Source organism: Ideonella sp. P3_A4 (assembly GCF_056403075.1).
In genome coordinates this window covers 1-21,176 of sequence record NZ_JBFUGE010000052.1, presented here as the reverse complement: position 1 = coordinate 21,176, position 21,176 = coordinate 1, and the positions used below count along the sequence as shown (strand labels likewise).

Genomic DNA, 21,176 nt, shown 5'->3' with positions numbered 1-21,176 from the left:
GTCAGCGACTTCATCGCGGCCCGAGGCCGGGTCGATCACGCGGCCGTTCTTGATCAGGACTTTCATGCTTCGTTACCTGCAATGATCGACATGACCGCCATACGCACCGCGATGCCGAAGGTCACCTGCGGCAGGATCACGCTGTGGGTGCCGTCGGCCAYCGACGAATCGATCTCGACGCCGCGGTTGATCGGTCCCGGGTGCATCACGATCGCGTCAGGCTTGGCCAGCGCGAGCTTCTCGTCGGTCAGGCCGTAGTTCTTGAAGAACTCGCCGGCACTGGGCAGCATCGCGCCGCTCATGCGCTCGTTCTGCAGCCGCAGCATGATGATGACGTCGGCGCCGCGGATGCCTTCGGCCATGTCGTGGCAGACCCGCACGCCCATCTGCGCGAGGTCGCCCGGCACCAGCGTCTTCGGGCCCACCGCGCGAATCTCGGGCACGCCCAGCGTCGTCAGCGCGTGGATGTCCGAGCGCGCGACGCGCGAGTGCACGATGTCGCCAACGATCGCGACCGTCAGGTTGGAGAAATCCTTCTTGAAATGCCGGATCGTGTACATGTCCAGCAAGCCTTGCGTCGGGTGCGCGTGGCGGCCATCGCCGGCATTCACCACGTGCACGTGCGGCGCGCAATGCTGGGCGATCAGGTACGGTGCGCCCGACTCGCTGTGCCGCACGACGAACATGTCGGCATGCATCGCCGACAGGTTGGAGATCGTGTCGAGCAGGCTCTCGCCTTTGGACGCGCTGGACTTGGCGATGTCGAGGTTGATCACGTCGGCGCTCAAGCGCTTGGCCGCGATCTCGAAGGTCGTGCGCGTGCGTGTCGAGTTCTCGAAGAACAGGTTGAACACGCTCTTGCCGCGCAGCAGCGGCACCTTCTTCACCTCGCGGTCATTGACCGACAGGAAGGTGCCCGCGGTGTCGAGGATGTGCGTCAACACGGCCCTCGGCAGACCTTCGATCGACAGCAGGTGGATCAGCTCGCCATGGCTGTTCAGCTGGGGGTTGCGGCGCGACAGCATGTCAGTACCGCCCGGCCGTTCCGAAGGTACTGACGTCCCCCTCGGGGGGCARCGAACAAAGTGCGCGCGGGGGTTGCATATCAGCGATCGTCCTTGACTGAGAAAGTGAAACGGCCACCGTCCAACCGGGCCAGCGACAGGCGCTGCGCGGGCGGTAATGCGACGCGGGCAGCGGCGTAGGCCGCGGCGACGGGAAGTTGGCGACCCCCACGATCGACCAGCACGGCGAGTTCGACGCTGGCCGGGCGGCCGAAGTCGAACAGCTCGTTGATCACCGCACGGATCGTCCGACCGGTGTAGAGCACGTCGTCAATCAGCAAGATGTGGCGGCCGTCGATCTCGAACGGCAGATGCGTCGCATCGGTGCCCGAGGCCAGGCCGCGTTCGCCGAAGTCGTCGCGGTGCAAGGTGCTGGAGATCACGCCGTGCGCACCGGCCAAGCCAAGGTCGGCCTGCAGGCGCTCGGCCAGCCAGGCACCGCCGGACCAGATGCCGACCAGCGAGGTCTCCGGTTTCAGCAGGCTGCGCACACCTTCGCGCAGCTCGGCGTACAGCGCCTCGGCATCAAGCAGCAAGGTCGTCATGGTGAAGGGATCCCACGAAAGAATTGGTCAAGGATCAGTGCCGCCGAGGCTGCGTCCAGATCGGCCGCGCCGGCGGCGCGTGCCTCGGTGGTCGTGTAGCGCTCGTCGACCTCGTGCACCGGCAACCGGAAGCGGCCGTGCAGTTGGCGAGCGAAGCGCCGCGCGCGGTGGGTATTGTCGTGTTCGGCGCCGTCGGGATGGAAAGGCACGCCGACGACCAAGGCATCGGGCTGCCACTCGGCAATCAGCGCCGCGATGGCGGCGAAACGGGCATCGCCCTCCGCCGCAATGCTCTTCAAGGGCTGTGCTTGCCGCAACACGACTGAACCAGTCGCCACCCCCACGCGCCTGACACCAAAATCAAACGCGAGGAAGGATTGTTCGGCCGCGCGAGCAACGCTCAAGCGTGCCCCGCCTCTTGCGACAACATGCGCGGGTCGATGCCCAGCAGCGCCAGCGCGCGGTCGTAGCGCTCGGCCACCGGCGTGTCGAAGATGATCCCGGGCTCCGCATCGACGGTCAGCCAGCCGTTGCGGCCGATCTCGTCTTCGAGCTGGCCAGCCGACCACCCGCTGTAGCCCAGCGTCACCAGCACCCGCTTCGGGCCCTGGCCGTGCGACATGGCTTCGAGCACGTCCTTGCTGGTGGTCATTTCCAGCCCGCCAGGCACCTGCAGCGTCGAGCTGAAGCCTTGTGCGTCGTCGCCTTGGGGTTCGTGCAACACGAAGCCGCGTTCGGTTTGCACCGGGCCGCCGAAGTAGACCGGCTGCTCCGCCAGGTCGTTGCCTTCGAGGCTGAGGTCGACCTTTTCGAACAGGTTGGCCAGCGTGATGTCGATCGGCTTGTTGATCACCAGACCGAGCGCACCCTTTTCGCTGTGCTCGCACAGGTAGACCACGGCGCCCGAGAAAGTGTCGTCGGCCATGCCGGGCATGGCGATCAGGAACTGGTTGGTGAGGTTGATGCCGTCCGACGCCATGCGGGCATTCTATTTCAGCCCCCCTGGCGACGCTCCCCCCACCATTCACCCCGGGCGACAGCAGGGTGGCGGGCAATGCGGCGACACTGGCGGCGATGACACCAACGCCCCCTGTGCTGGACCGTGCGCTGGTCTGGTTCCGCCGCGACCTGCGCGCCGACGACCACGCGGCCCTTTACGCCGCCTGTCGCGGGGCACGCCAGGTGTTCGCCGCGTTTGTCTTCGACACCGACATCCTGACGCCGCTGCCGCGAGCCGACCGACGGGTCGAGTTCATCCGCGACAGCCTAGTCGATCTGGACGCGCAGCTGCGCGCTCTGGGTCAGTCACACGGCGTGGCGGATGTTGGCTTGATCGTGCGCCATGGGCACGCGGTCGACGAGTTGGCGCGCCTGGCTGACACGCTGCGAGTGCAGGCCGTCTATGCGGCCCACGACGACGAGCCGGCAGCACTGGCGCGCGACGCCGCTGTGCGCGGCCGGCTGGTGGAGGCCGGACACTCGTTCTATACGGTCAAGGACCACGTCATCTTCGAACGCAATGAGGTGATGACGGCCACCGGGACGCCGTACAGCGTGTTCACGCCCTACAAGAACGCCTGGCTGAAGAAGGTCGACGATTTCTATCTGCGCGCCTACCCGGTCGCCCGACATGCGGCCCGCCTGGCGCCTTGGCCCGATGCAGCCGGCAAGCCCGGCGTGCCGAGCCTGGCCGATATCGGCTTCGAAACCACCGACCTGCACACGCTGCGCCTGCCCAGCGGCAGCACCGGTGCCGACGAGTTGCTGGACGATTTCCTGGCGCGGATCGACGACTACGGCCGGGCGCGCGAATTTCCGGCAGTCAAGGGCCCCAGCTACCTGGGCGTTCACCTGCGTTTCGGCACGGTCTCGATCCGGCGGCTGGCGCGCGAGGCCTGGCAGCGCGTGCAGGCGGGTTCGCAGGGTGCCGAGGTGTGGCTGTCCGAGTTGATCTGGCGCGACTTCTACCACCAGGTCCTGCACCACCACCCCCGTGTTGTCGGCCACGCCTTCAAACCCGAGTACGACGCGATCAAGTGGGAGCGCGGCAAACACGCCGACGCGCTGTTTGCCGTGTGGTGCGAAGGCCGCACCGGCTATCCGCTGGTCGATGCAGCGATGCTTCAACTGCGCCAGACCGGCTACATGCACAACCGGCTGCGCATGGTCAGCGCGAGCTTTCTGGTCAAGGATCTGGGGCTGGACTGGCGCCGCGGAGAGGCCTGGTTCGCGCAGTGGCTGAATGACTTCGACCTGGCCGCCAACAACGGCGGTTGGCAGTGGGCCGCGTCGACCGGCTGCGATGCGCAGCCCTACTTCCGCATCTTCAACCCGTTGTCACAGAGCGAAAAATTCGACCCCGAAGGCCGCTTCATCAAGCGCTACCTGCCGATGCTGGCCGGGCTGGACGCGCCGGCTGTCCACGCGCCGTGGAAGGCCAAGCCGTTGGAGCTGCAGGCAGCGGAGCTGGTGATCGGACGCGACTACCCTGAGCCCATCGTCGACCATGACATTGCACGGCAGCTGACGCTGCAGCGCTTTGCCGTCGCGCGCCGGGCTTGACGCCCTGGCTCAGGGCTTCGCGTCGATCCAGCCGAGTTTCTTCAGGCCGTTCACGATGCCRGTGACGGTGGCGTCGAAATCGCCGCCATCGCCGCGCTTGGCATTGAAGAAGCCGTGGTTGCGGCCGGGGAATGCCTGCAACGTGACCTCGCCGCCCCCGACAGAGCGCGCGCGGTCGCGGAACTCGGTGACCTGCGAGAACGGCACCACCTTGTCCGCCGTGCCATGGAAGATCCACGTCGGCGGCAGCGTGGCGTCCATCAACACCGTGGGCGACAGCTGGCGCCGCTGCTCGACGGGCACCGGGCGATCGTAGCGCTCCAGATTCAACGGCGGGTTCATCAGGAACAACGCCTGCGGGCGCGGGCTGATGCTCAGGTCGTCGGTCGGATCGTCGAGCACGCTCGCAACCGCCGGCTTGCCGGCCACGGGCGGCGCGTTGCCCACCGCGGCCATGGCGGCCAAGTGCGCACCACTGGAGCCACCACCGGCGCCGATGCGCTGCACATCGCAACCAAGTTGGGCGGCCTTGGCGCGCAGGTAGCGCATCACCGAGCGGGCGTCCTGCACCGCGTGCAATGGAAGGTCGTCGCCGTCGCGCATCAGGCGGTATTGCGCGCTGATGCCGATCACACCGACCTCGGCCAGCTTCTGGGCATAGGCCATGAATTGCTTGGGATCGCCGCTGCGCCAGGCCCCACCATGGAAGAACACGACGCAGGGCCGCAGGCCCGGAAACCGATCGGGCTCGGGCCGTGCAAAGTGCAGCTTGAGCTTGGCGTCCGGCGTGGTCTTGTAGATCACCACCGATGCGCGGCTGAGCGCCGACGCAGCAGCTGGTGCAGCCGCGGGAACAGGAGCTGAAGCGCTGGCCGCCACCACCGGGGCCGGGGCCGAGGCGGCACTGGCCGGTGCGCGCGTAGCCGGTGGTGGTGTCGGTGCCACCGGCGTTTCGGGGGCTGCTTGGGCCGCCCCAGCGCCGCCCAACAAGGCGGCGATCCAGCTTCTCCAGCCGCGACGGCGCGGCGGCGGATCGGACAACAAACGTTTCATGGTGGAGCGCCAGGCGACGCCAGACTCAGAATAGGTCAATGTCGCCGGCTTTCTTGTCATCTTCCAACTGGCCTTCACGCACCAGGGCAGCATGGCAGCGCACTTGGTCGCGGCCATGGTTCTTCGCGAAGTAGACGGCGCGGTCGGCGCGCTCAACGGCGGCGTTGGGCGAGTCACCGTTGCGCACGTCGGTGAAACCGACGCTCACGGTGATCTGCTTGACCTGCGGGAACACATAGCCGCGCACCGCTTCACGGAAGCGCTCGAGCGCGGCGAGCGCGTCTTCCTCGCTGGTGCAACGCAGCAGCACGACGAACTCTTCACCGCCGAAACGGTAGAGCTGGTCATAGAAACGGAAGCAGCTGCGCATCACCCGCGACAGCAGCAGCAGCACTTCGTCGCCGATCAGATGGCCAAAGCCGTCGTTGACATGCTTGAAGTGATCGATGTCGACCACGCCGAGCCAGTAGCTGCCGGCCGCCGTGTGGCGCCGATCGCCGGGTTGGTCGGTGGGTGCGGGCGTCGGCACGGCAGAGACCTTGTAAAAGGTCTCGTCAAAGCTTTTGCGGTTCAGCAGGCCCGTCAAGGTATCGCGCTCGCTGTAATCGAGCAGGCCTTGCACGTTGCGGTAGATGCGGAGCACACCAACCAGCAGGCGCTTGAAGTCATCGGTCAGCGGCTTCTCGGTGATCAGTTCGACCACGCCGATCACGCCGGAATCCGAGGCCAGTGGCAGCAGCAAGGTGGTTTCCTTGGCGCCGTTCAGCTCGATTTCTGCGGCGGCTTGCAGGCATTGCAAGCGGTCCGGCCGATCGGCCAACAGAGGCAGGGCACGCGGGTCAGCCCAAGAGGAATCGGCCCGGGCTGCCACATCGTCCGCCCCCAGATGGGCGCGGGTCAACCAACGCTCGTCGCCAATATCGCCAACCACGCGGTGGACCGCGACGCTGCACGGATGCAGCAGGTCGCGGATCGACGTCACCAGACTGACGTCCAGCGTGTCGCGGTCGCGCAGGCCGGTCAGTTCGGCCAGTTGGTCAACGATTTGGGCCATGCATCCTGATCAATGGGGCCGCCGCGGTCCCTTTACGCCGGCACCACGGGTTGCACATAAGAGCGTACCAGGGCCAGCAAAGCCTCTTCATCGTACGGCTTGCCCAGGTAATGGTCGACCCCCAATTCTTGCGCGTGTTCCCGGTGCTTCTGGGCGATGCGCGAGGTGATCATGATCACCGGCAGGTCCTGCAGGCGGGCATCGTTACGCACGTTGCGCACCAGGTCGAAGCCGTCCATGCGCGGCATCTCGATGTCGCTCAGCATCACGGCCGGGCGTTCGTCGGCCAGTTGCTCCAGCGCATCCAGCCCGTCGCGGGCCAGCACCACCCGATACCCTTCGCGCAGCAGCAGGCGCTGCGTCACGCGGCGCACGGTCAGCGAATCGTCGACCACCATCACCAGCGGGGCGCGGTTCTCGATGCGCGGGATCGCGCCTTCGACCATCGGCGACACCACCGCCAGCGTCTCTTCCAGCGAAGGCTCGACCAGCTGATCCATCACCGGCAGTACCGGCGCGTGCAGCCAATTCACCAGGCGCTGGCGAGCGTCGTCGCCGTAGATCGTGGCCAGGGCCACCGGGTTGTAGATCAGCACCGTCTCGCCGTTGGCCAGCAGCGACATCCCGGCCAGGCCAGGCAGACGGCCCAGCTGCGGGCCCAGGTTCTTGACGACCACTTCCTGGTTGCCCAGCACCTGGCTGACGTGCAGCGCCACGCGCTGCTGCGCACTGCGTGCAATCACCACGTGGGTGGTCTTGCCTTCGGCCGCGCCGCGCAGGCCATGCTGCAGCAGGCTGCCGAGCCAGAAGAACGGCACTTCGGTATCGCCATGGCGCAGCACGCCACTTTGATAAGCGGCCTCGACTTCAGCCACCGRCACCCGACGCACGGTTTCAACCAGCGTGGCGGGCACCGCCATGTGCAGCTCGCCGCAAGCCAGCGCCACCACCTGGGTGACGGCGGTGGTCAGCGGCAGTACCAGCTGGAACGCCGTGCCACGGCCCGTCGCGCTGGCAGTCTCGATGCGACCGCCCAGCGAGGTGACTTCAGACCGCACCACGTCCATGCCGACGCCTCGGCCGGCCAGTTCGGTGATCTGGTCAGCGGTCGAGAAGCCCGGCGTGAAGATCAGGCCGGCCAGTTCGCCCTCGGTGGGCTTGGCATCTTCTTTCAGCAAGCCCAGGCGGCGCGCGCGCTCAGCGATGCGGGCCAGGTTCAGGCCAGCACCGTCGTCGCGCACTTCGATGCGCACTTCGTTGCCAGCCTGGTGCAGGCTGACTTCGATGTTGCCGTGCGGATCCTTGCCGGTTGCTTCGCGGACGGCCGGCGATTCGATGCCGTGGGCCACCGCGTTGCGCAGCAGGTGTTCGAACGCCGGCGCCATGCGGTCCAGCACGCTGCGGTCAAGTTCGATCGCACCGCCCACGAGGTTCAGGCGCACCTGCTTGCCCGATTCCTTGGACGCCTGGCGCACCACGCGGTACAGCCGGTCCGACAAGGTGTCGAACTCGACCATACGGGCCCGCAGCAGATCGTCTTGCAGGTCGCGCGTCAACCGGGCCTGGAAGGCCAACTGGTCTTCCGTGCTCTGCAGCGTCAGCTGGATGCCGCGCTGCACGGTGCCCACGTCGCCGACCGACTCGGCCAGCATCCGCGTCAGTTCCTGCACGCGGGTGAAGCGGTCCATTTCGAGCGGGTCGAAAGCCTGCTGCGAATGGCGCGCCGCTTCCAGGCGCGAGGCCATCTGCGTCTCGGCCTGCAGTTCCAGGTCGCGCAGTTGGCGGCGCAGACGGTCCAAGTTGTCCGTCAGTTCCTTCAGCGCGCCCTGCAGCTGGCCCATGTCGGACTCGATACGGGCCCGCGCAATACCGACTTCGCCGGCATGGCTGACCAAGCGTTCGAGCAGCGGTGCGCGTACGCGCACCACACCACCGCCGATTTCGGCACCAGCAGCAGCGCCCTGTGCGGTCGCGGCATGCAACGCGAAGCGGCTCCAGTCGATCGACGCGGCCGTTGCCGGAGTTGCACCGGTCGAAACGGGCTCAGGTTTGGCTGGCGTCGTGGCTGGCAAAGACACAGGCGCCATGCCGACATCGACGTTCGGCAGTGGCGCTGCCACCGGTGCCGACACGGGCGGCGTGGCCACGGCCGGTGCGGGCTTGACCTTCTCGACTGGCGCCCCACCGCCCAACAGGCGCTGGAACTCTTCGGCCAAGGCGTCGACGCCGCTGTGCAGATGCGACAGCACCGCTGCGTCCTGCGAGCCCTGCGCCGTCACCTGGCCGATCGCGGTTTCCAGGCGGTGGGCGATTTCGCCCAGTCGCATCGCACCCGCCAGGCGTGAACTGCCCTTGAGCGTATGCAACACCCGCATCGCGGCGGTTGCCGAGTCGCTGGCTTGCGGATCCGATTCCCACTGGCGCACGGCTTGTGCGAGCGCGGGCAGCAGTTCGCGGCCTTCGTCGATGAAGATCGGGATCAGCTCTTCGTCGATCGCGTCTTCGGTGTCCAGGTCTTCGCTGAAATCGCCCCACAGGCCTTCGCGGGAGACCGAGACATGCACCGGCTCGTCGACGTCACTCGGCGCCACTTCGTCGCTCAGCGAGGTGAAGCGCACGGCACCCAGCGGCGCCTGCATCGTCACCGGGCCGGCTTCTTCTTCCTCTTCCTCGACGGCCGCGGCCGGCACGGGTGCCGGCGCGGGCGCAGGAACAGCCGCTGGCGGCGCCCAAGGTGCGGCTTCGGCCACGGCTTCTTCCGCCAGTGTCGGTTCAGCGACTTCCGGCAAAGCCGGCGGCGGCGCTTGCTCGAACACCGGCGCGGGCGCTGGCGTTTCCAAAGGCACCGGTTCCGAAGGCACCGGGCCGAAATTCATGACCGCCGACACCGGGCCGTCCAGCGGGGCCAGGCTGGAGCGGCCGGCCGCCAGCGCTTCTTGCGCTTCGCGGGCTTCGTGCGCGTCCAGGCGGGTCAGCAGTTCGGTCGCCACGGGCTTCAGGAAGCCGGCGGCGAACTGGTGCAACAGGCGGCGGATTTCGTCGCCCACGTCCGCAAACAGCTGGGCTTCTTCCGGCTGACCCGAACCGCGCGAAACCGAGCGCTCCAGGCCATGCTCGAGCCGGCGCGCCAGGTTCGAGAGGTCGCTGTAGCCCACGGCAGCCGAGTTGCCAGCCAGCGAATGGGCCAGCGCCACCGCGGCTTCGCTGACGGGGCGGTCCAGCTCGTGCTGCCATTCGGCGACCTCGACGCCCAGGCGGCGCGACTGCTCGTCGGCCTCGTTGAGGAAGATGTTGAACAGCGCGATCTGGATGCGCAGCGGGCCGACCACCTTGTAGCGTTCGGAATCGTCTTCGGGCGCTTCCTCGGCCGCGGCTGCGCCAGCGGTGTCGTCGAGCACCGTCTCGGGCAGAGGTGCCACGTCAGCCGGCTCTTCGCTGGTCAGGGCGCTTGCACCGATCTCATCGGCAGGCTCGACCGACTCAATAGCAGCCGCTTCGACAACCGGCGTCTCATCGATCGGCAGCTCGAAGTCCAGCTCCAGGTCGACCGATTCCAGCTCGTCGCTGGCGGCTTCACTGGGCGCTTGGCCCAGCGATTCGCCCAGCAGATCACCGAGCGACATTTCCGCGGTCGAGGCCCACTCGGCACCGGGTTCGCGTGCCGGTACCCGCCGCGCGACAGGCGCGGGTGCGGTGGCCGGTTCGGCCGGCAGACGCAGCGTGGTGGGCTCGGCGTCGAGAGGCAGCGTCGCCTCCGCCGCAAGTTCATTGATCTCCGGCAGCACCAAGTCCGCGTCGGACAGCTCTTGCACGTCCGGCAGATCGGGCAGGTCGAGCGACGGCAGCTCGGGCAGCGTGTCGGCCGTGATGAACGGCGACGCCATCGACGGCTCGGCCATCAGTTCTGCAAACGGCACTTCGTCCAGCGACGACAGATCGATCAGCGGCGGCGCGGCCTCAACCGGCGGCGCTACAGCAGGTGCGGGCGCAGGTGCCGCCACGTCCTGCCGCAGGCGCAGCGCTTCGGCTTCCTTGGCCAGCGCGCGACCATCGGGGATGGTGCCGCGGCCCGACAACGCCTCGACCCACTGCGACAGCAGGGTCAACGCACGCGAACTGAAGTCTCGCAATGCCGGGTCGGCTTCGACCACGGCTTCGGCCAAGCGCGCGTTGAACAGCTGCTCGCAAGCCCAGGCGGCGTCGCCGTACTCGCGCAGGCCCACCATGCGCGAACTGCCCTTGAGGGTGTGGAAAGCGCGGCGCAACACGGTCAGCGCTTCCAGGTCCTGCGGCTGCTCGGCCAACTGGGCCAGTGCGGCCTCGCCGCCTTCGACGACTTCGCGCGCTTCTTCGAAGAAGATTTCGCGCATGTCGTCGGGCTCTTCGTCCAACGGCATCGGCCGGCTGCGCGGCGACTCGGGCGGCGGCGGCAGATCCTGCTTGGCGACGAAATCGCCCATCGACTGGGCGATGTCGGCGCGCGCGGCATCGCGCTCGGCGTCGCTGGCGGCGCTGGCCAGGGCGTCACGCGCCTGGGCGGCGCGCACGGCCAGTTGCGGCGCATCGGCGGCAACGGCCTGGTGCGACAGGTTGTCCAGCGTGCGCGACAGGTCGTCATCGGACATGCTGTGGGCCGTGGCCGATTCGACCAGCGACTGCGCTTGTTCGATCAGACCGGCTTCAGCCGCCGGACCTGCCGTCTGCGCCACGCGGGTGTGGCCCATCACCGCGGCGAAGCGGCCCGTCTCGGCATTGAAACGGAACAGGGCCTTGGCCAGCTGCGGCTGCACACCCAGCATGTCGATCATGAACGACAGACCGCCGACGTTGTCGGCCAAGCGGCCGGCCATGTCTTCGGCGCTGTCGCTGGACAGCATCATCGCGTCGACGTCGTCGCGCATGCGCTGCACGGCGTGCGAGGCCTGGTCCAGGCCCAGCACCGACAGCACGCCGCGCATGGCACCGAGTTCGCCCGGCACGCTCTTGAGCAGTTCCTTGTCGTCGGGCTGGCGGCTGAAGCGGTCCAGCTGCTGCTCGATTTCGGCCAGCGAGGCGCGCAACTCCGCCACCACGCTGCCCATGGTCTGGCGGTCCGACACCTCGCGGTACAGCACCTCCATCCACGGCTCCACCGGCGGCTGCTCGCCGCCGGCTGTCACGGTCACCAGGCGCTGCGCCAGGCGGTGCACGCGATCCTGCATTTCGGGCCGGTCCAGGTCGATGTCGTCCAGCGACGCGTCGACGCACAGCAAGGCGGTCGCGACCTCCATCGCCAGCGCCGGCGACGGGGTGTGGCCACGCTGTGTGGCGTTCATCAGCGCGCTGGAGAGTTCTTCGCCTTGCGGGTAGATCTGGCGCACCGACTCGGCGACCAGCGTGGCCTGCTCGGGCACCGCAGCGCCGAGCGCCGTATCGCCGGAGACCAGAGCCGACCAGGTTTCCTTCAGCGCCGACACGCGCTTGCGTGCCAACGGAATGATCGCCGGGTCGAAGCGGCCCAGCGGGCTGACGTCGTAGTTGACCGGCTCGGCTTTGCCCAGCGCCATCGAGCGGCGGACCTGGGCCAGCCGCGGCGCGACGTTGGCATTCACCACACGTGCCTGGGCGCAGAAAAAGCGCAGATCACGCAACAGGCGGCCAGGGCCGTCGGTGGCGCCACGCTCCACGGCGCGCAGCTGCGCCAGCAGGCGCGAGACCAGCCGCTTGGTGTACAGGTCGGCCTTCAAGGCGCCGACGGCCTGGGCTTCGTAGAACGCCGAGGCCAGTTGCCACAAGGTGCCGGCGCGGCCTTGCGCGTTGGACGACAGCCCAGCGAACAGGTCGCTCATGCGGTGCAGCGAGGCGTTGTCGCCACTGCGCAGCGCCTTCAGCATCGCCGACTCGATGGCGGCGTGCACTTCCTGGTCGGGCTCGAGCGGCGCGAAGCCGGAGTCCCAGCTGGGCACCGGCTCGCTGCGGTCTTCGGCTTCCCACAGGTCTGCCGGGTGGATGCGGTCCACCTTGGCCATGGCCAGCACGGCCTTGTACTGCGGGAACAGGGTCAGCGCCGACAGCGGTTGGCCTGCCAGCTCACGGCGCAAGAAGTCCAGCAGCGCGAACGAGGCGTGTTCGATCACCTCGATCGCTGCGTTGTCCAGCGGCACGGTGCGGTCGACCAAGCGGCTGACCGCCTGCTCGCTGGCATTCAGGCAGCGTGCCGCGGCCGGCAGCCCGATCATTTCGAGGGCGCCGACACCCTGGTGCATCAGGGTGCGGGCTTGCAGCAGCGCTGTGGGCGGGGTTTCGGCCTCGGGCTCGGCGCCAGTGCGCTGCTCGAGCTCGCGCAAGTGACGCCGCAACGATTTGTGGGCCTGGTCCAACGTCCGGCGCAGTTCTTCCTGCACCCACGCCAGGGCGCTCAGGTCGCCAGGCAAGGTTTGATCGCGGTCAGAGGGCATGGCGTTCGCTGAATAGGTCGATCGGCAGGCGGCGTTAAATGCCGCAAGGCCGCCCTGGGGCGGCCAAGTGCTCCCTCACAAGGCGGGAGCACAGCGAGTGGAATGTCGACAACACGTCAAGCGATCTTGAACCGATCCACTGATTGACGCAGTTCATCGGCGGTACGCGACAGTTCGTGCACCATGTGCGCGGTCGAGCGGGTGCCGTCACCGGCTTGTTCCGTCACCGCGAAAATGTGCTGGATGTTGGYGGCCACCAAGTTGGCGGAATCGGCTTCGCGCCTGGCTTCGTCCGAAATCGCTTCAATCAGCGAAGACAGTTCGCGCGTCACGCGGTCGATGTCGACCAGCGCAGTACCGGCCGCATCAGACAGTCGCGCACCCTGCACCACGCCCTGGGTCGACTGCTCCATAGCGGCCACGGCATCCTGCGTGTCGGTCTGAATGGTCTTCACCAGCGCGGCAATCTGGCGCGTCGCGTCGGCCGAGCGTTCGGCCAGCCGCTGCACTTCTTCCGCCACCACCGAGAAGCCTCGGCCGGCTTCACCGGCTGAGGCCGCCTGGATGGCGGCGTTCAGCGCSAGCAYGTTGGTCTGTTCGGTAATGTCCGAGATCAGTTCGGTGATTTCGCCGATCTCCTGGGACGATTCGCCCAGCCGCTTGATCCGCTTGGAGGTTTCCTGGATCTGCTCGCGGATCGCATTCATACCGCCGATCGAGTCCTGCACCGCCTGGCGGCCGTTCGAGGTCACCGTCAGCGACTGCTTGGCCACCTCGGCCGACTGCTGGGCCTGGGCGGACACCTGGTTAATCCGGGTCGCCATCTGCAGCACCGATTCGCCGGTTTCGCGGATCTCGCGCAGCTGTTCGGTCGACGCGGCCAGCAGCTCGGTCGAGGTCGACTCCACCTGCTGCGTGGTATGCGTCACCCGAGCTGCCGTGCCCTGCACCTGGGCCACCAGGTTACGCAGCTCTTCCACGGTGTAGTTCACCGAGTCGGCGATGGCGCCGGTGATGTCCTCGGTCACGGTTGCTTGCTGCGTCAAATCGCCTTCAGCCACCGTCTGCAGTTCGTTCATCAACCGCAGAATGGCCGCCTGGTTGGCGTCGTTGACGCGCTTGGCTTCGCGTTCGTGCTCTTCCGCCTGTTGGGCACGCAAGGCCTGGTTGCGCACATACAAGCGCAGCAAGCCGAGACCGCCCAGCGCAATCGCCACGCCAGACAGCAGCAACACGGTGATGTGCAAGGCACTCAGGCCACTCTGGCTTTCCAGGCCGGCCTGCACGGCTTCCAGGCCCTTACGCAGCGGTTCCGAGTCGCCCACGATCGCGGCCTGCGCTTCACGCGCCGACACCAGGCCCTGCAGGTTGCCCAGAATGGCGCTGGCCTGTGTGCGGGTCTGTTCGTACTGGGTGATCAGCTGTTCCAGTCGTTCCTTGGCCTGCGGGTCCTTGGTGCCAGGCAGACGCAGTTCAGCGTTGCCCTTCAGCAGGCCGTCAGCGATTTCGCGGAAGGAGTTCAAGTCCTTGCCGAGCAAGAACACCGCCTCGGGGCTCACGCCTTCGAGCGTCAGGAATTCGTTCGCGCTCTTGCCGATACGCTGCGTCAGCATCACCAACTGGCCCACCGCCGACAGCTCTGACGCCGAGGCGCCGCTTTGCAGCTTCAGCGAGTTCACCGTCTCGGCGATCTCCAGCAGGTCCGACGACTGGCGGTTGATCAGGCGCAGCGCCTGGCCGACCTGGGTCAGCGTCTTTTGCTGGGCCAGCACCACGCTGCCGTTCTTTTCTGCGCGGTCCAGCAGCGGCATCAGCGGCGTCAGGCTTTCTTGCACGGACGCAGGGGCGACCGCCACCTGCTCATTGCCGGTGTTCAGGCCACGCAGACTGCGGGCCAGCACCTCGCCGCTTTCCTTCATTTCCGGGAAGGCCGCGGGGCTGCCGATCAGCGCCTGCGACACCGATTTGGCCAAGCGTTGCGACTGCATCAGCGCCTGGCCGGTGGCGGCCAGCTGACCCGCTTGCTTGGTCGCTGCGTTCAGGGCAAGCGCGCCGGTCAGCACGAAGGCCACCGCACCGCCAACGATCAGGCCGAGCAGCACGCGCTGCTGCTGCGCCGTTGATTGCTTGCCAATGATCGGCAGCGCCGACGGCTCGTCGCCCGAGGACATCTGAGCTTCGGCCGCAGCCGCAGCGGCAGCACCCGCCGGCGCCACGGCAGCGAGCGCTTCGCCCAGCGCCGTCTGGTGGGCGCCATCGGCAGCATCGCCAAAGTCGGTGTCGGGGCCGGCATCGGCGTGGGCATGGGTGGACGGGCCAGCGTCGCTACGCGCGGCGGCGCCGTCCGAGGGGGCCTTCGCCAGGCGCTGATCGATCTCGCTGAGCAGCAGATCAACTTCATGGTCGCCCGACGGGGCGGCGCCATGCGAATCCGCAGGCTTGCCGGCGGAGCTCTTCAGGGTGTCGTGCTGACTCATTGTTTCCTCTCACAGACCGCGAACGACACGCGGCGTCGACTTTCGGGCAAACCGTGGCGCGTCACGCGGCCACGTCCAGAAACTGGGGGTCTTGCGCCAAGGCCGCCAAGTCCAGCTCCTGCCAGACCCGCCCTTGCGGATCGCGCCAGGAGGGGCCGGCAAACCCGGGCCGGGGTTCACTGACCGGCGCCAAGCGCTCGAGCTGTTCAGAGTCGCGCAGGCCCGCCAGGCGATCCACCATGATCGCGGCGTTGACCCGCAGCGACGGGTTCAGCATCACCAACTGGGCGCCAGTGCGCGGGGCAGTGGGCGTGGCCGAGTTGCGCAAATGCAAGAACTGGCCCAGGTCGACCACCGCGTTCAGCTGGCCACGCAGGTTGGCCACGCCGACCATCCAGGGCTTGGCGTGCGGCACCGGTGCCACCTGGCGTGCGGCATGGATCTCACCAGCCTGCGCCAACGGCAGCAGCAGGCCAAGCTGGGCGCATTCGACAGCCAGCCAGCCGGACTCGCGGGGGCGTTCGCGGGCGGCCTGGAGCCGGTTGGCCAGCCGCAATTGAAGTTCCCGGAGAGCGTCCTTGCTGGGCATCGTGAATGTGCTGCAGTGGGTGTGGAGCGGGCGTCAGCCCAGGGCTTGGATCTTGGCCAGCAGGTCGTTCGCGTCGACCGGCTTGACGACATAGTCGCGCGCGCCTTGGCGCATGCCCCAGACACGGTCGGTTTCCTGGTTCTTGCTGGTGCACATGATCACCGGCACGCCGGCGAAACGCGGGTCACGGGTGATGGCACGGGTCAGCTGGAAGCCGTTGGTGCCGGGCATCACCACGTCCATCAGGATCAGGTCGGGCTTGGCCTCGGCCAGGCGGCGCATGGCTTCTTCGCCGTTCTCGGCGGTGCGCACGGTGTAGCCCTTCTGCGTCAGGATGTCCGACAGCAGGTGCAGTTCGGTCTTGGAGTCGTCAACGAGGAGGATGTTCTGGATGGGCATGGTGGGTAACTCCGGCAAGCCCCGGGATCACGAGGCCCGGGTGGTGCAGTGCTCGATGCACGCCTTAGGCGGCGATCGAGCGGAAATGCGCGACCACGCGCAACAGTTGTTCCTTGGTGAAGGGCTTGGTGAGGTAGTCGTCCGAACCGACCATGCGGCCACGCGCCTTGTCAAACACACCATCCTTCGACGACAGCATGACCACCGGCACGTTGGCAAAACGGGGGTTGCGCTTGATGATGGCGCAGGTCTGGTAACCATCCAAGCGCGGCATCAGGATGTCGCAGAAGATCAGCGTCGGCTCATGGTCGTTGACCTTGGCCAGCGCATCGAAACCATCTTCGGCCAGCACGACTTCGTAGCCGCCCTGACGCAGGAAGATCTCCGCGCTGCGGCGGATCGTGTTGCTGTCGTCTATGACCAGAACCCTGGTCGCCGACGCGGGGTGTTCCGTAGTTTTATCGGTCACCATTCGCCCCCAAACGATGATTGTTGTGCACGCCTGAATGGCGGCGGGAAATTCAAGGCTGCGATGACGGCGAGTGTGTCAGATCTGAACCATCTCAAAATCTTCCTTGCGCGCACCACATTCCGGGCAGGTCCAATTCATTGAGACATCTTCCCAACGGGTACCCGGCGCAATGCCATGCTCGGCGTCCCCGGCGGCCTCGTCAAAAATCCATCCGCAGATGAGGCACATCCAGGTTCGGTATTCACTCACTTTTGTCGTTGCCAGATCACTACAATCGCTTTTGATTGTAGCCACGGGCTCTAGGCAAAAGCCAAGGGTTTATCGGCACATACGCCACAAAGCTCACCCTTTTCTGAACTTCTCGCCACAAGTGCGCACAACACGTGTCGCAATACTCCGGCGAGCAGTCTCCTGACCGATGACCACCACACCCCAAAGCGACCCGGGCACCGGCCCTGCCGAGCCCGAACAAGAAGCCCCCGCACCCGCTTGCGTGATGAGCTTCAACGCCAGTGACCCGAGCGGCGCCGGCGGCCTGGGTGGCGACGTGGCCACCATCGCCGCCATGGGCGCGCACGCCCTGCCCGTCGTGACCAGCATTCTGATGCGCGACACCGCGGAAATCTTTGACCAGCACGTGATCGATGGCGATGCGATCGTCGAGCAGGCCCGTTACGTATTGGAAGACGTGACCCTGGCCGGCTTCAAGGTCGGATTTCTCGGCTCGGCCGAAAACGTGTCGGCGGTGGCCGAAATCCTGTCCGACTACGCCGAGGCGCCGCTGGTGTCGTACCTGCCGGCGCTGGCCTGGTTGTCGGACGACGAATCGCAGAGCTATCTCGACGCGTTCCGCGAGCTGATCCTGCCGGCAACCGAGGTGCTGGTGGGCAACCACAAGACGCTGACCGATTTCCTGCTGCCCGAGTGGGACTCCGACCGCCCGGCCTCACCACGCGAGTTGGCCGTGGCCGCCGCCGAGCACGGCACCCGCTACGTGCTGGTGACCGGCGTGATACTGCCGGCCAAGGGCACGGCCAGCCAGTTCATCGACAACGTGCTGGCCTCGGCCCAGGGCGCTCTGACGGGTGAAAAGTTCGAGCTGTTCGAGGTCAGCTTCGTCGGTGCCGGCGACACACTGTCCGCCGCATTGGCCTCGCTGCTGGCGGTGGGCAGCGAGCTGCAAGCCGCCGTCGGCGAGTCGCTGCAGTTCCTCGACCAGAGCCTGGACGCGGGTTTCCGCCCCGGCATGGGCAACATCATCCCCGACCGCTTCTTCTGGGCCATGCCGCCCGAAGACGCCGAGAACCCTGATGCGGCCGAAGACGGCGGCAACGTCACCGACGACCTGTCCCCCAGCGAGCCCACCACCCCGCCCGGAGGCTCGCGCCGTGTCCATTGATTCCCAGGTCTCCCGCAACACCACCCTCTTCGAACGCGCCCAAATCAGCATCCCCGGTGGGGTCAACTCTCCGGTACGCGCTTTCCGTGCGGTCGGCGGCACGCCGCGCTTCATCGCCCGCGCCGAAGGCGCCTACATGTGGGACGCCGAGGGCCAGAAGTACATCGACTACATCGGCTCCTGGGGCCCGATGATCCTGGGCCACGGCCACCCGGCCGTGCTCGATGCGGTGCTGAAGGCCGCGCGCGACGGCTTCAGCTTCGGCGCGCCGACCGAGCGCGAGGTCGAGCTGGCCGAGGAGATCATCCGCCACGTGCCGAGCATCGAGCAGGTGCGCCTGGTCAGCTCGGGCACCGAAGCGGCGATGAGTGCTATCCGCCTGGCGCGCGGCGCAACCGGCCGCTCCAAGCTGATCAAGTTCGAAGGTTGCTACCACGGCCACGCCGACGCGCTGTTGGTCAAGGCCGGCTCGGGTTTGGCCACCTTCGGCCACCCGACCAGCGCCGGCGTGCCGCCCGAGGTGGTGCAGCACACCCTGGTGCTGCGCTACAACGACATCGAGCAGCTCGAAGCCGCGTTCGCCACCCACGGTGCAGAGCTTGCCTGCGTGATGATCGAGCCGATCGCCGGCAACATGAACTTCGTGCGCGCCAGCGTGCCCTTCGTCAAGCGCATGCGCGAGCTGTGCGACGAGCACGGCGCGCTGCTGGTGTTCGACGAGGTGATGACGGGCTTCCGCGTCGCGCTCGGCAGTGCGCAAAGCGTCTACGCCAAGGCCCTGCCCGGCTTCAAGCCCGACATCAGCGTGTTCGGCAAGGTCATCGGCGGCGGCATGCCGCTGGCGGCCTTTGGCACCACCCGCAAGATCATGCACAACCTGGCGCCGCTCGGTGCGGTCTACCAGGCCGGCACGCTGTCGGGCAACCCGGTGGCCACTGCCTGCGGCTTGGCCACGCTGCGCGAAATCGCCAAGCCGGGCTTCTACGAAGTGCTGGCCGCGTCGACGCACACGCTGGTGCAGGGCCTGCAAACCGCCGCCGACGAAGCCGGCGTGCCGTTTGCCTCCGACAGCGAAGGCGGCATGTTCGGATTCTTCTTCGGCGCCGAACTGCCGCAGAACTACGACGCAGTAATGGCCACAGACAAGGAGCGCTTCAACCGCTTCTTCCACGCGATGCTCGACCGCGGCGTCTACCTGGCGCCGGCGCTGTACGAAGCGGGCTTCGTCAGTGCCGCCCACACGGCCGAAGACATCGCTGCCACCGTGCAGGCGGCGCGTGATGCGCTGCGCACGGCCTAAGCTTTATTGACCGCCCCGCGGCCCGCCAGGTGCGGGGCGCTGCCTAGAATTTCGTCTTCCATGCACATCCACATCCTGGGCATCTGCGGCACCTTCATGGGGGGGCTCGCAGCGCTCGCGCGCGAGGCGGGCCACCGCGTCACTGGCTGCGACGCTAATGTCTATCCGCCGATGAGCGACCAGCTGCGCGCGCTGGGCATCGAACTGATCGAAGGCTACGGCGCCGACCAGATGGCGCTCAAGCCCGACGTGTTCGTGATCGGCAACGTCGTCACCCGCGGCAACCCGCTGATGGAAGCCGTGCTCGACGCCGGCGCGGCCTACACCAGCGGCCCGCAATGGCTGGCCGAAAACGTGCTGCAGGGCCGCCACGTGCTGGCCGTCGCTGGCACGCACGGCAAAACCACGACGACCGCAATGCTGGCGTGGATCCTCGACCAGGCCGGGCTGGAGCCGGGCTTCCTGGTCGGCGGCGTGCCGCGCAACTTCGGCGTCTCGGCGCGGCTGGGCGACGCGGCAGCGGGTGCGAGCACCCCATTCGTGATCGAGGCCGACGAGTACGACACCGCGTTCTTCGACAAGCGCAGCAAGTTCGTCCACTACCGGCCGCGCACCGCGATCCTGAACAACCTCGAGTACGACCACGCCGACATCTTCCCGGACCTGGCCGCGATCGAGACCCAGTTCCACCACCTGGTGCGTACCGTGCCAGCCAGCGGCCGCCTGGTTGTCAACGCCCGCGACGAGGCGCTGCAGCACGTGCTGGAACGTGGTTGCTGGAGCGAAGTGCAGCGCTTCGGCTCGCGCAAGGAAGAGCCTGGCGCCTGGCGCGCCCGCGGTGAGCCGCAATCCTTTGACCTGCTGCGCGGCTCAATGAAGCTGGCGCGGGTCGAATGGCCGCTGCTGGGCGAGCACAACCAGCTCAACGCGCTGGCCGCGATCGCCGCCGCCGAGCACCTGGGCGTGGCGCCCGAGCAGGCCGCCGCTTCGCTGGCCCGGTTTGAGAACGTCAGGCGCCGGCTCGAGCTGCGCGGCGAGGCCGGCGGTGTCAAGGTCTACGACGACTTCGCCCACCACCCGACCGCGATGCGCACCACCGTCAACGGGCTGCGCCGCAAAGTGGGTGTCGACCGCATCCTGGCTGTGTTCGAGCCGCGCTCGAACACGATGAAACTGGGCACGATGAAGGCCCAGTTGCCGTGGGCGCTGGAAGAAGCCGACCTGAGCTTCTGCCACCAAGGCAACCTGGGTTGGGACGCGCGTGAGGCGCTTGCGCCGATGGGTAAACAAGCGCAGGTCTGCGACACGATCGACGCGCTGGTCACGGCCGTCGTCAAGGCGGCGAAGCCGGGTGACCACGTGCTGTGCATGAGCAATGGCGGCTTCGGCGGCGTACACGGCAAGCTGCTGGCAGCACTGGCGGCCAAAGGCTGAAACGCGTGATGGGTGCCGTACCGACCCATATCCTGTACCTGCACGGTTTTCGCTCGTCGCCGCTGTCGACCAAGGCCCAGATGGTCGGCCGTTGGTTGGCCGATCACCGGCCTGATATCCACTTCTGGTGCCCGCAGCTGCCGCCTTCGCCGCGCGAAGCGATGCAGATGGTGTTTGAAGGCATCGCCGAATGGCCGCACGACACGATGGCGGTGATGGGCAGCTCGCTAGGCGGCTTTTACGCCGGCGTGGTGGCCGAACGCATCGGCTGCCCGGCGGTGGTGATGAACCCGGCCGTTGACCCCGCCCGCGATCTGGCGCGCCACATCGGCGAGCAGACCACCTGGCAGAAGCCGGAAGAGCACTTCTACTTTCGCGCGCAGTTCGTCGA

At 67.3% G+C, this 21,176-nt stretch carries 17 protein-coding genes; 5 read left to right on the top strand and 12 right to left on the bottom strand.

All coding sequences use genetic code 11. From position 1 onward, the window contains the following. Positions 1 to 62: 62 nt before the first annotated feature. The 4 genes from AC1DYI_RS08190 to AC1DYI_RS08175 form a co-directional block, all read right to left on the bottom strand. The gene (locus AC1DYI_RS08190; protein ID WP_477203598.1) at positions 63 to 1,025 is read right to left on the bottom strand and encodes an aspartate carbamoyltransferase catalytic subunit; all 963 of its coding nucleotides are present in this window, start codon (positions 1,023 to 1,025) and stop codon (positions 63 to 65) included. A gap of 80 nt (positions 1,026 to 1,105) precedes the next feature. After that, positions 1,106 to 1,609, bottom strand: a complete 504-nt coding sequence (gene pyrR, locus AC1DYI_RS08185) for a bifunctional pyr operon transcriptional regulator/uracil phosphoribosyltransferase PyrR (protein ID WP_477203597.1) — start codon at positions 1,607 to 1,609, stop codon at positions 1,106 to 1,108. Beyond that, entirely contained in the window at positions 1,606 to 2,013 is a 408-nt protein-coding gene (gene ruvX / locus AC1DYI_RS08180; RefSeq protein ID WP_477203596.1) for a Holliday junction resolvase RuvX, read from the bottom strand. The genes pyrR and ruvX overlap by 4 nt, the downstream gene beginning before the upstream one ends. Further along, a complete protein-coding gene (locus tag AC1DYI_RS08175) occupies positions 2,010 to 2,588 on the bottom strand; it encodes a YqgE/AlgH family protein (protein WP_477203595.1) in 579 nt (192 codons plus the stop codon). Before AC1DYI_RS08175 ends, ruvX begins: the two co-directional genes overlap by 4 nt. A gap of 95 nt (positions 2,589 to 2,683) precedes the next feature. On the opposite strand from AC1DYI_RS08175, the gene AC1DYI_RS08170 reads away from it, so the two are divergent. Then, a complete protein-coding gene (locus tag AC1DYI_RS08170) occupies positions 2,684 to 4,171 on the top strand; it encodes a cryptochrome/photolyase family protein (RefSeq protein WP_477203594.1) in 1,488 nt (495 codons plus the stop codon). Between the two features lie 9 nt (positions 4,172 to 4,180). Here the strand turns inward: AC1DYI_RS08170 and AC1DYI_RS08165 are convergent, their stop codons facing one another. From AC1DYI_RS08165 to AC1DYI_RS08130, 8 genes are all read right to left on the bottom strand, one after another. Beyond that, positions 4,181 to 5,224, bottom strand: a complete 1,044-nt coding sequence (locus tag AC1DYI_RS08165) for an alpha/beta hydrolase (RefSeq protein ID WP_477203593.1) — start codon at positions 5,222 to 5,224, stop codon at positions 4,181 to 4,183. Positions 5,225 to 5,249: 25 nt separating this feature from the next. Then, positions 5,250 to 6,278 (bottom strand): GGDEF domain-containing protein, encoded by a 1,029-nt coding sequence (locus AC1DYI_RS08160; RefSeq protein WP_477203592.1) that lies wholly within the window; start codon positions 6,276 to 6,278, stop codon positions 5,250 to 5,252. Positions 6,279 to 6,310: 32 nt separating this feature from the next. Beyond that, entirely contained in the window at positions 6,311 to 12,715 is a 6,405-nt protein-coding gene (locus AC1DYI_RS08155) for a hybrid sensor histidine kinase/response regulator (protein WP_477203591.1), read from the bottom strand. 116 nt (positions 12,716 to 12,831) lie between these two features. Further along, entirely contained in the window at positions 12,832 to 15,192 is a 2,361-nt protein-coding gene (locus AC1DYI_RS08150) for a methyl-accepting chemotaxis protein (RefSeq protein ID WP_477203590.1), read from the bottom strand. A 61-nt stretch (positions 15,193 to 15,253) separates the two neighbouring features. Then, on the bottom strand, positions 15,254 to 15,781 hold the full coding sequence (locus AC1DYI_RS08145) for a chemotaxis protein CheW (RefSeq protein WP_477203589.1): 528 nt from the start codon (positions 15,779 to 15,781) through the stop codon (positions 15,254 to 15,256). Positions 15,782 to 15,814: 33 nt separating this feature from the next. Next, positions 15,815 to 16,180, bottom strand: a complete 366-nt coding sequence (locus tag AC1DYI_RS08140) for a response regulator (protein WP_477203588.1) — start codon at positions 16,178 to 16,180, stop codon at positions 15,815 to 15,817. Between the two features lie 64 nt (positions 16,181 to 16,244). Beyond that, a complete protein-coding gene (locus tag AC1DYI_RS08135; protein WP_477203587.1) occupies positions 16,245 to 16,649 on the bottom strand; it encodes a response regulator in 405 nt (134 codons plus the stop codon). A gap of 78 nt (positions 16,650 to 16,727) precedes the next feature. Continuing rightward, positions 16,728 to 16,880 carry a rubredoxin gene (locus tag AC1DYI_RS08130; protein WP_477203599.1) on the bottom strand — a complete coding sequence of 51 codons (153 nt, stop codon included), beginning with the start codon at positions 16,878 to 16,880 and terminating at the stop codon, positions 16,728 to 16,730. 190 nt (positions 16,881 to 17,070) lie between these two features. On the opposite strand from AC1DYI_RS08130, the gene thiD reads away from it, so the two are divergent. The 4 genes from thiD to AC1DYI_RS08110 form a co-directional block, all read left to right on the top strand. After that, positions 17,071 to 18,051, top strand: a complete 981-nt coding sequence (gene thiD, locus AC1DYI_RS08125) for a bifunctional hydroxymethylpyrimidine kinase/phosphomethylpyrimidine kinase (protein ID WP_477203586.1) — start codon at positions 17,071 to 17,073, stop codon at positions 18,049 to 18,051. Continuing rightward, a complete protein-coding gene (gene hemL / locus AC1DYI_RS08120) occupies positions 18,041 to 19,351 on the top strand; it encodes a glutamate-1-semialdehyde 2,1-aminomutase (protein WP_477203585.1) in 1,311 nt (436 codons plus the stop codon). The genes thiD and hemL overlap by 11 nt, the downstream gene beginning before the upstream one ends. 60 nt (positions 19,352 to 19,411) lie before the next feature. Next, positions 19,412 to 20,785 (top strand): UDP-N-acetylmuramate:L-alanyl-gamma-D-glutamyl-meso-diaminopimelate ligase, encoded by a 1,374-nt coding sequence (gene mpl, locus AC1DYI_RS08115; protein WP_477203584.1) that lies wholly within the window; start codon positions 19,412 to 19,414, stop codon positions 20,783 to 20,785. 8 nt (positions 20,786 to 20,793) lie between these two features. Next, a partial coding sequence (locus tag AC1DYI_RS08110) for a YqiA/YcfP family alpha/beta fold hydrolase (RefSeq protein ID WP_477203583.1) occupies positions 20,794 to 21,176 on the top strand: 383 nt, incomplete at its 3' end.

Excerpts from the sequence above, each read along its gene's own strand:
- pyrR (WP_477203597.1), bottom strand. The coding sequence starts at position 1,609 with ATGACGACCTTGCTGCTTGATGCCGAGGCGCTGTACGCCGAGCTGCGC.
- AC1DYI_RS08175 (WP_477203595.1), bottom strand. The coding sequence starts at position 2,588 with ATGGCGTCGGACGGCATCAACCTCACCAACCAGTTCCTGATCGCCATG.
- AC1DYI_RS08170 (WP_477203594.1), top strand. The coding sequence starts at position 2,684 with ATGACACCAACGCCCCCTGTGCTGGACCGTGCGCTGGTCTGGTTCCGC.
- AC1DYI_RS08160 (WP_477203592.1), bottom strand. The coding sequence starts at position 6,278 with ATGGCCCAAATCGTTGACCAACTGGCCGAACTGACCGGCCTGCGCGAC.
- AC1DYI_RS08145 (WP_477203589.1), bottom strand. The coding sequence starts at position 15,781 with ATGCCCAGCAAGGACGCTCTCCGGGAACTTCAATTGCGGCTGGCCAAC.
- AC1DYI_RS08140 (WP_477203588.1), bottom strand. The coding sequence starts at position 16,180 with ATGCCCATCCAGAACATCCTCCTCGTTGACGACTCCAAGACCGAACTG.
- AC1DYI_RS08130 (WP_477203599.1), bottom strand. The coding sequence starts at position 16,880 with ATGTGCCTCATCTGCGGATGGATTTTTGACGAGGCCGCCGGGGACGCC.
- thiD (WP_477203586.1), top strand. The coding sequence starts at position 17,071 with ATGACCACCACACCCCAAAGCGACCCGGGCACCGGCCCTGCCGAGCCC.
- mpl (WP_477203584.1), top strand. The coding sequence starts at position 19,412 with ATGCACATCCACATCCTGGGCATCTGCGGCACCTTCATGGGGGGGCTC.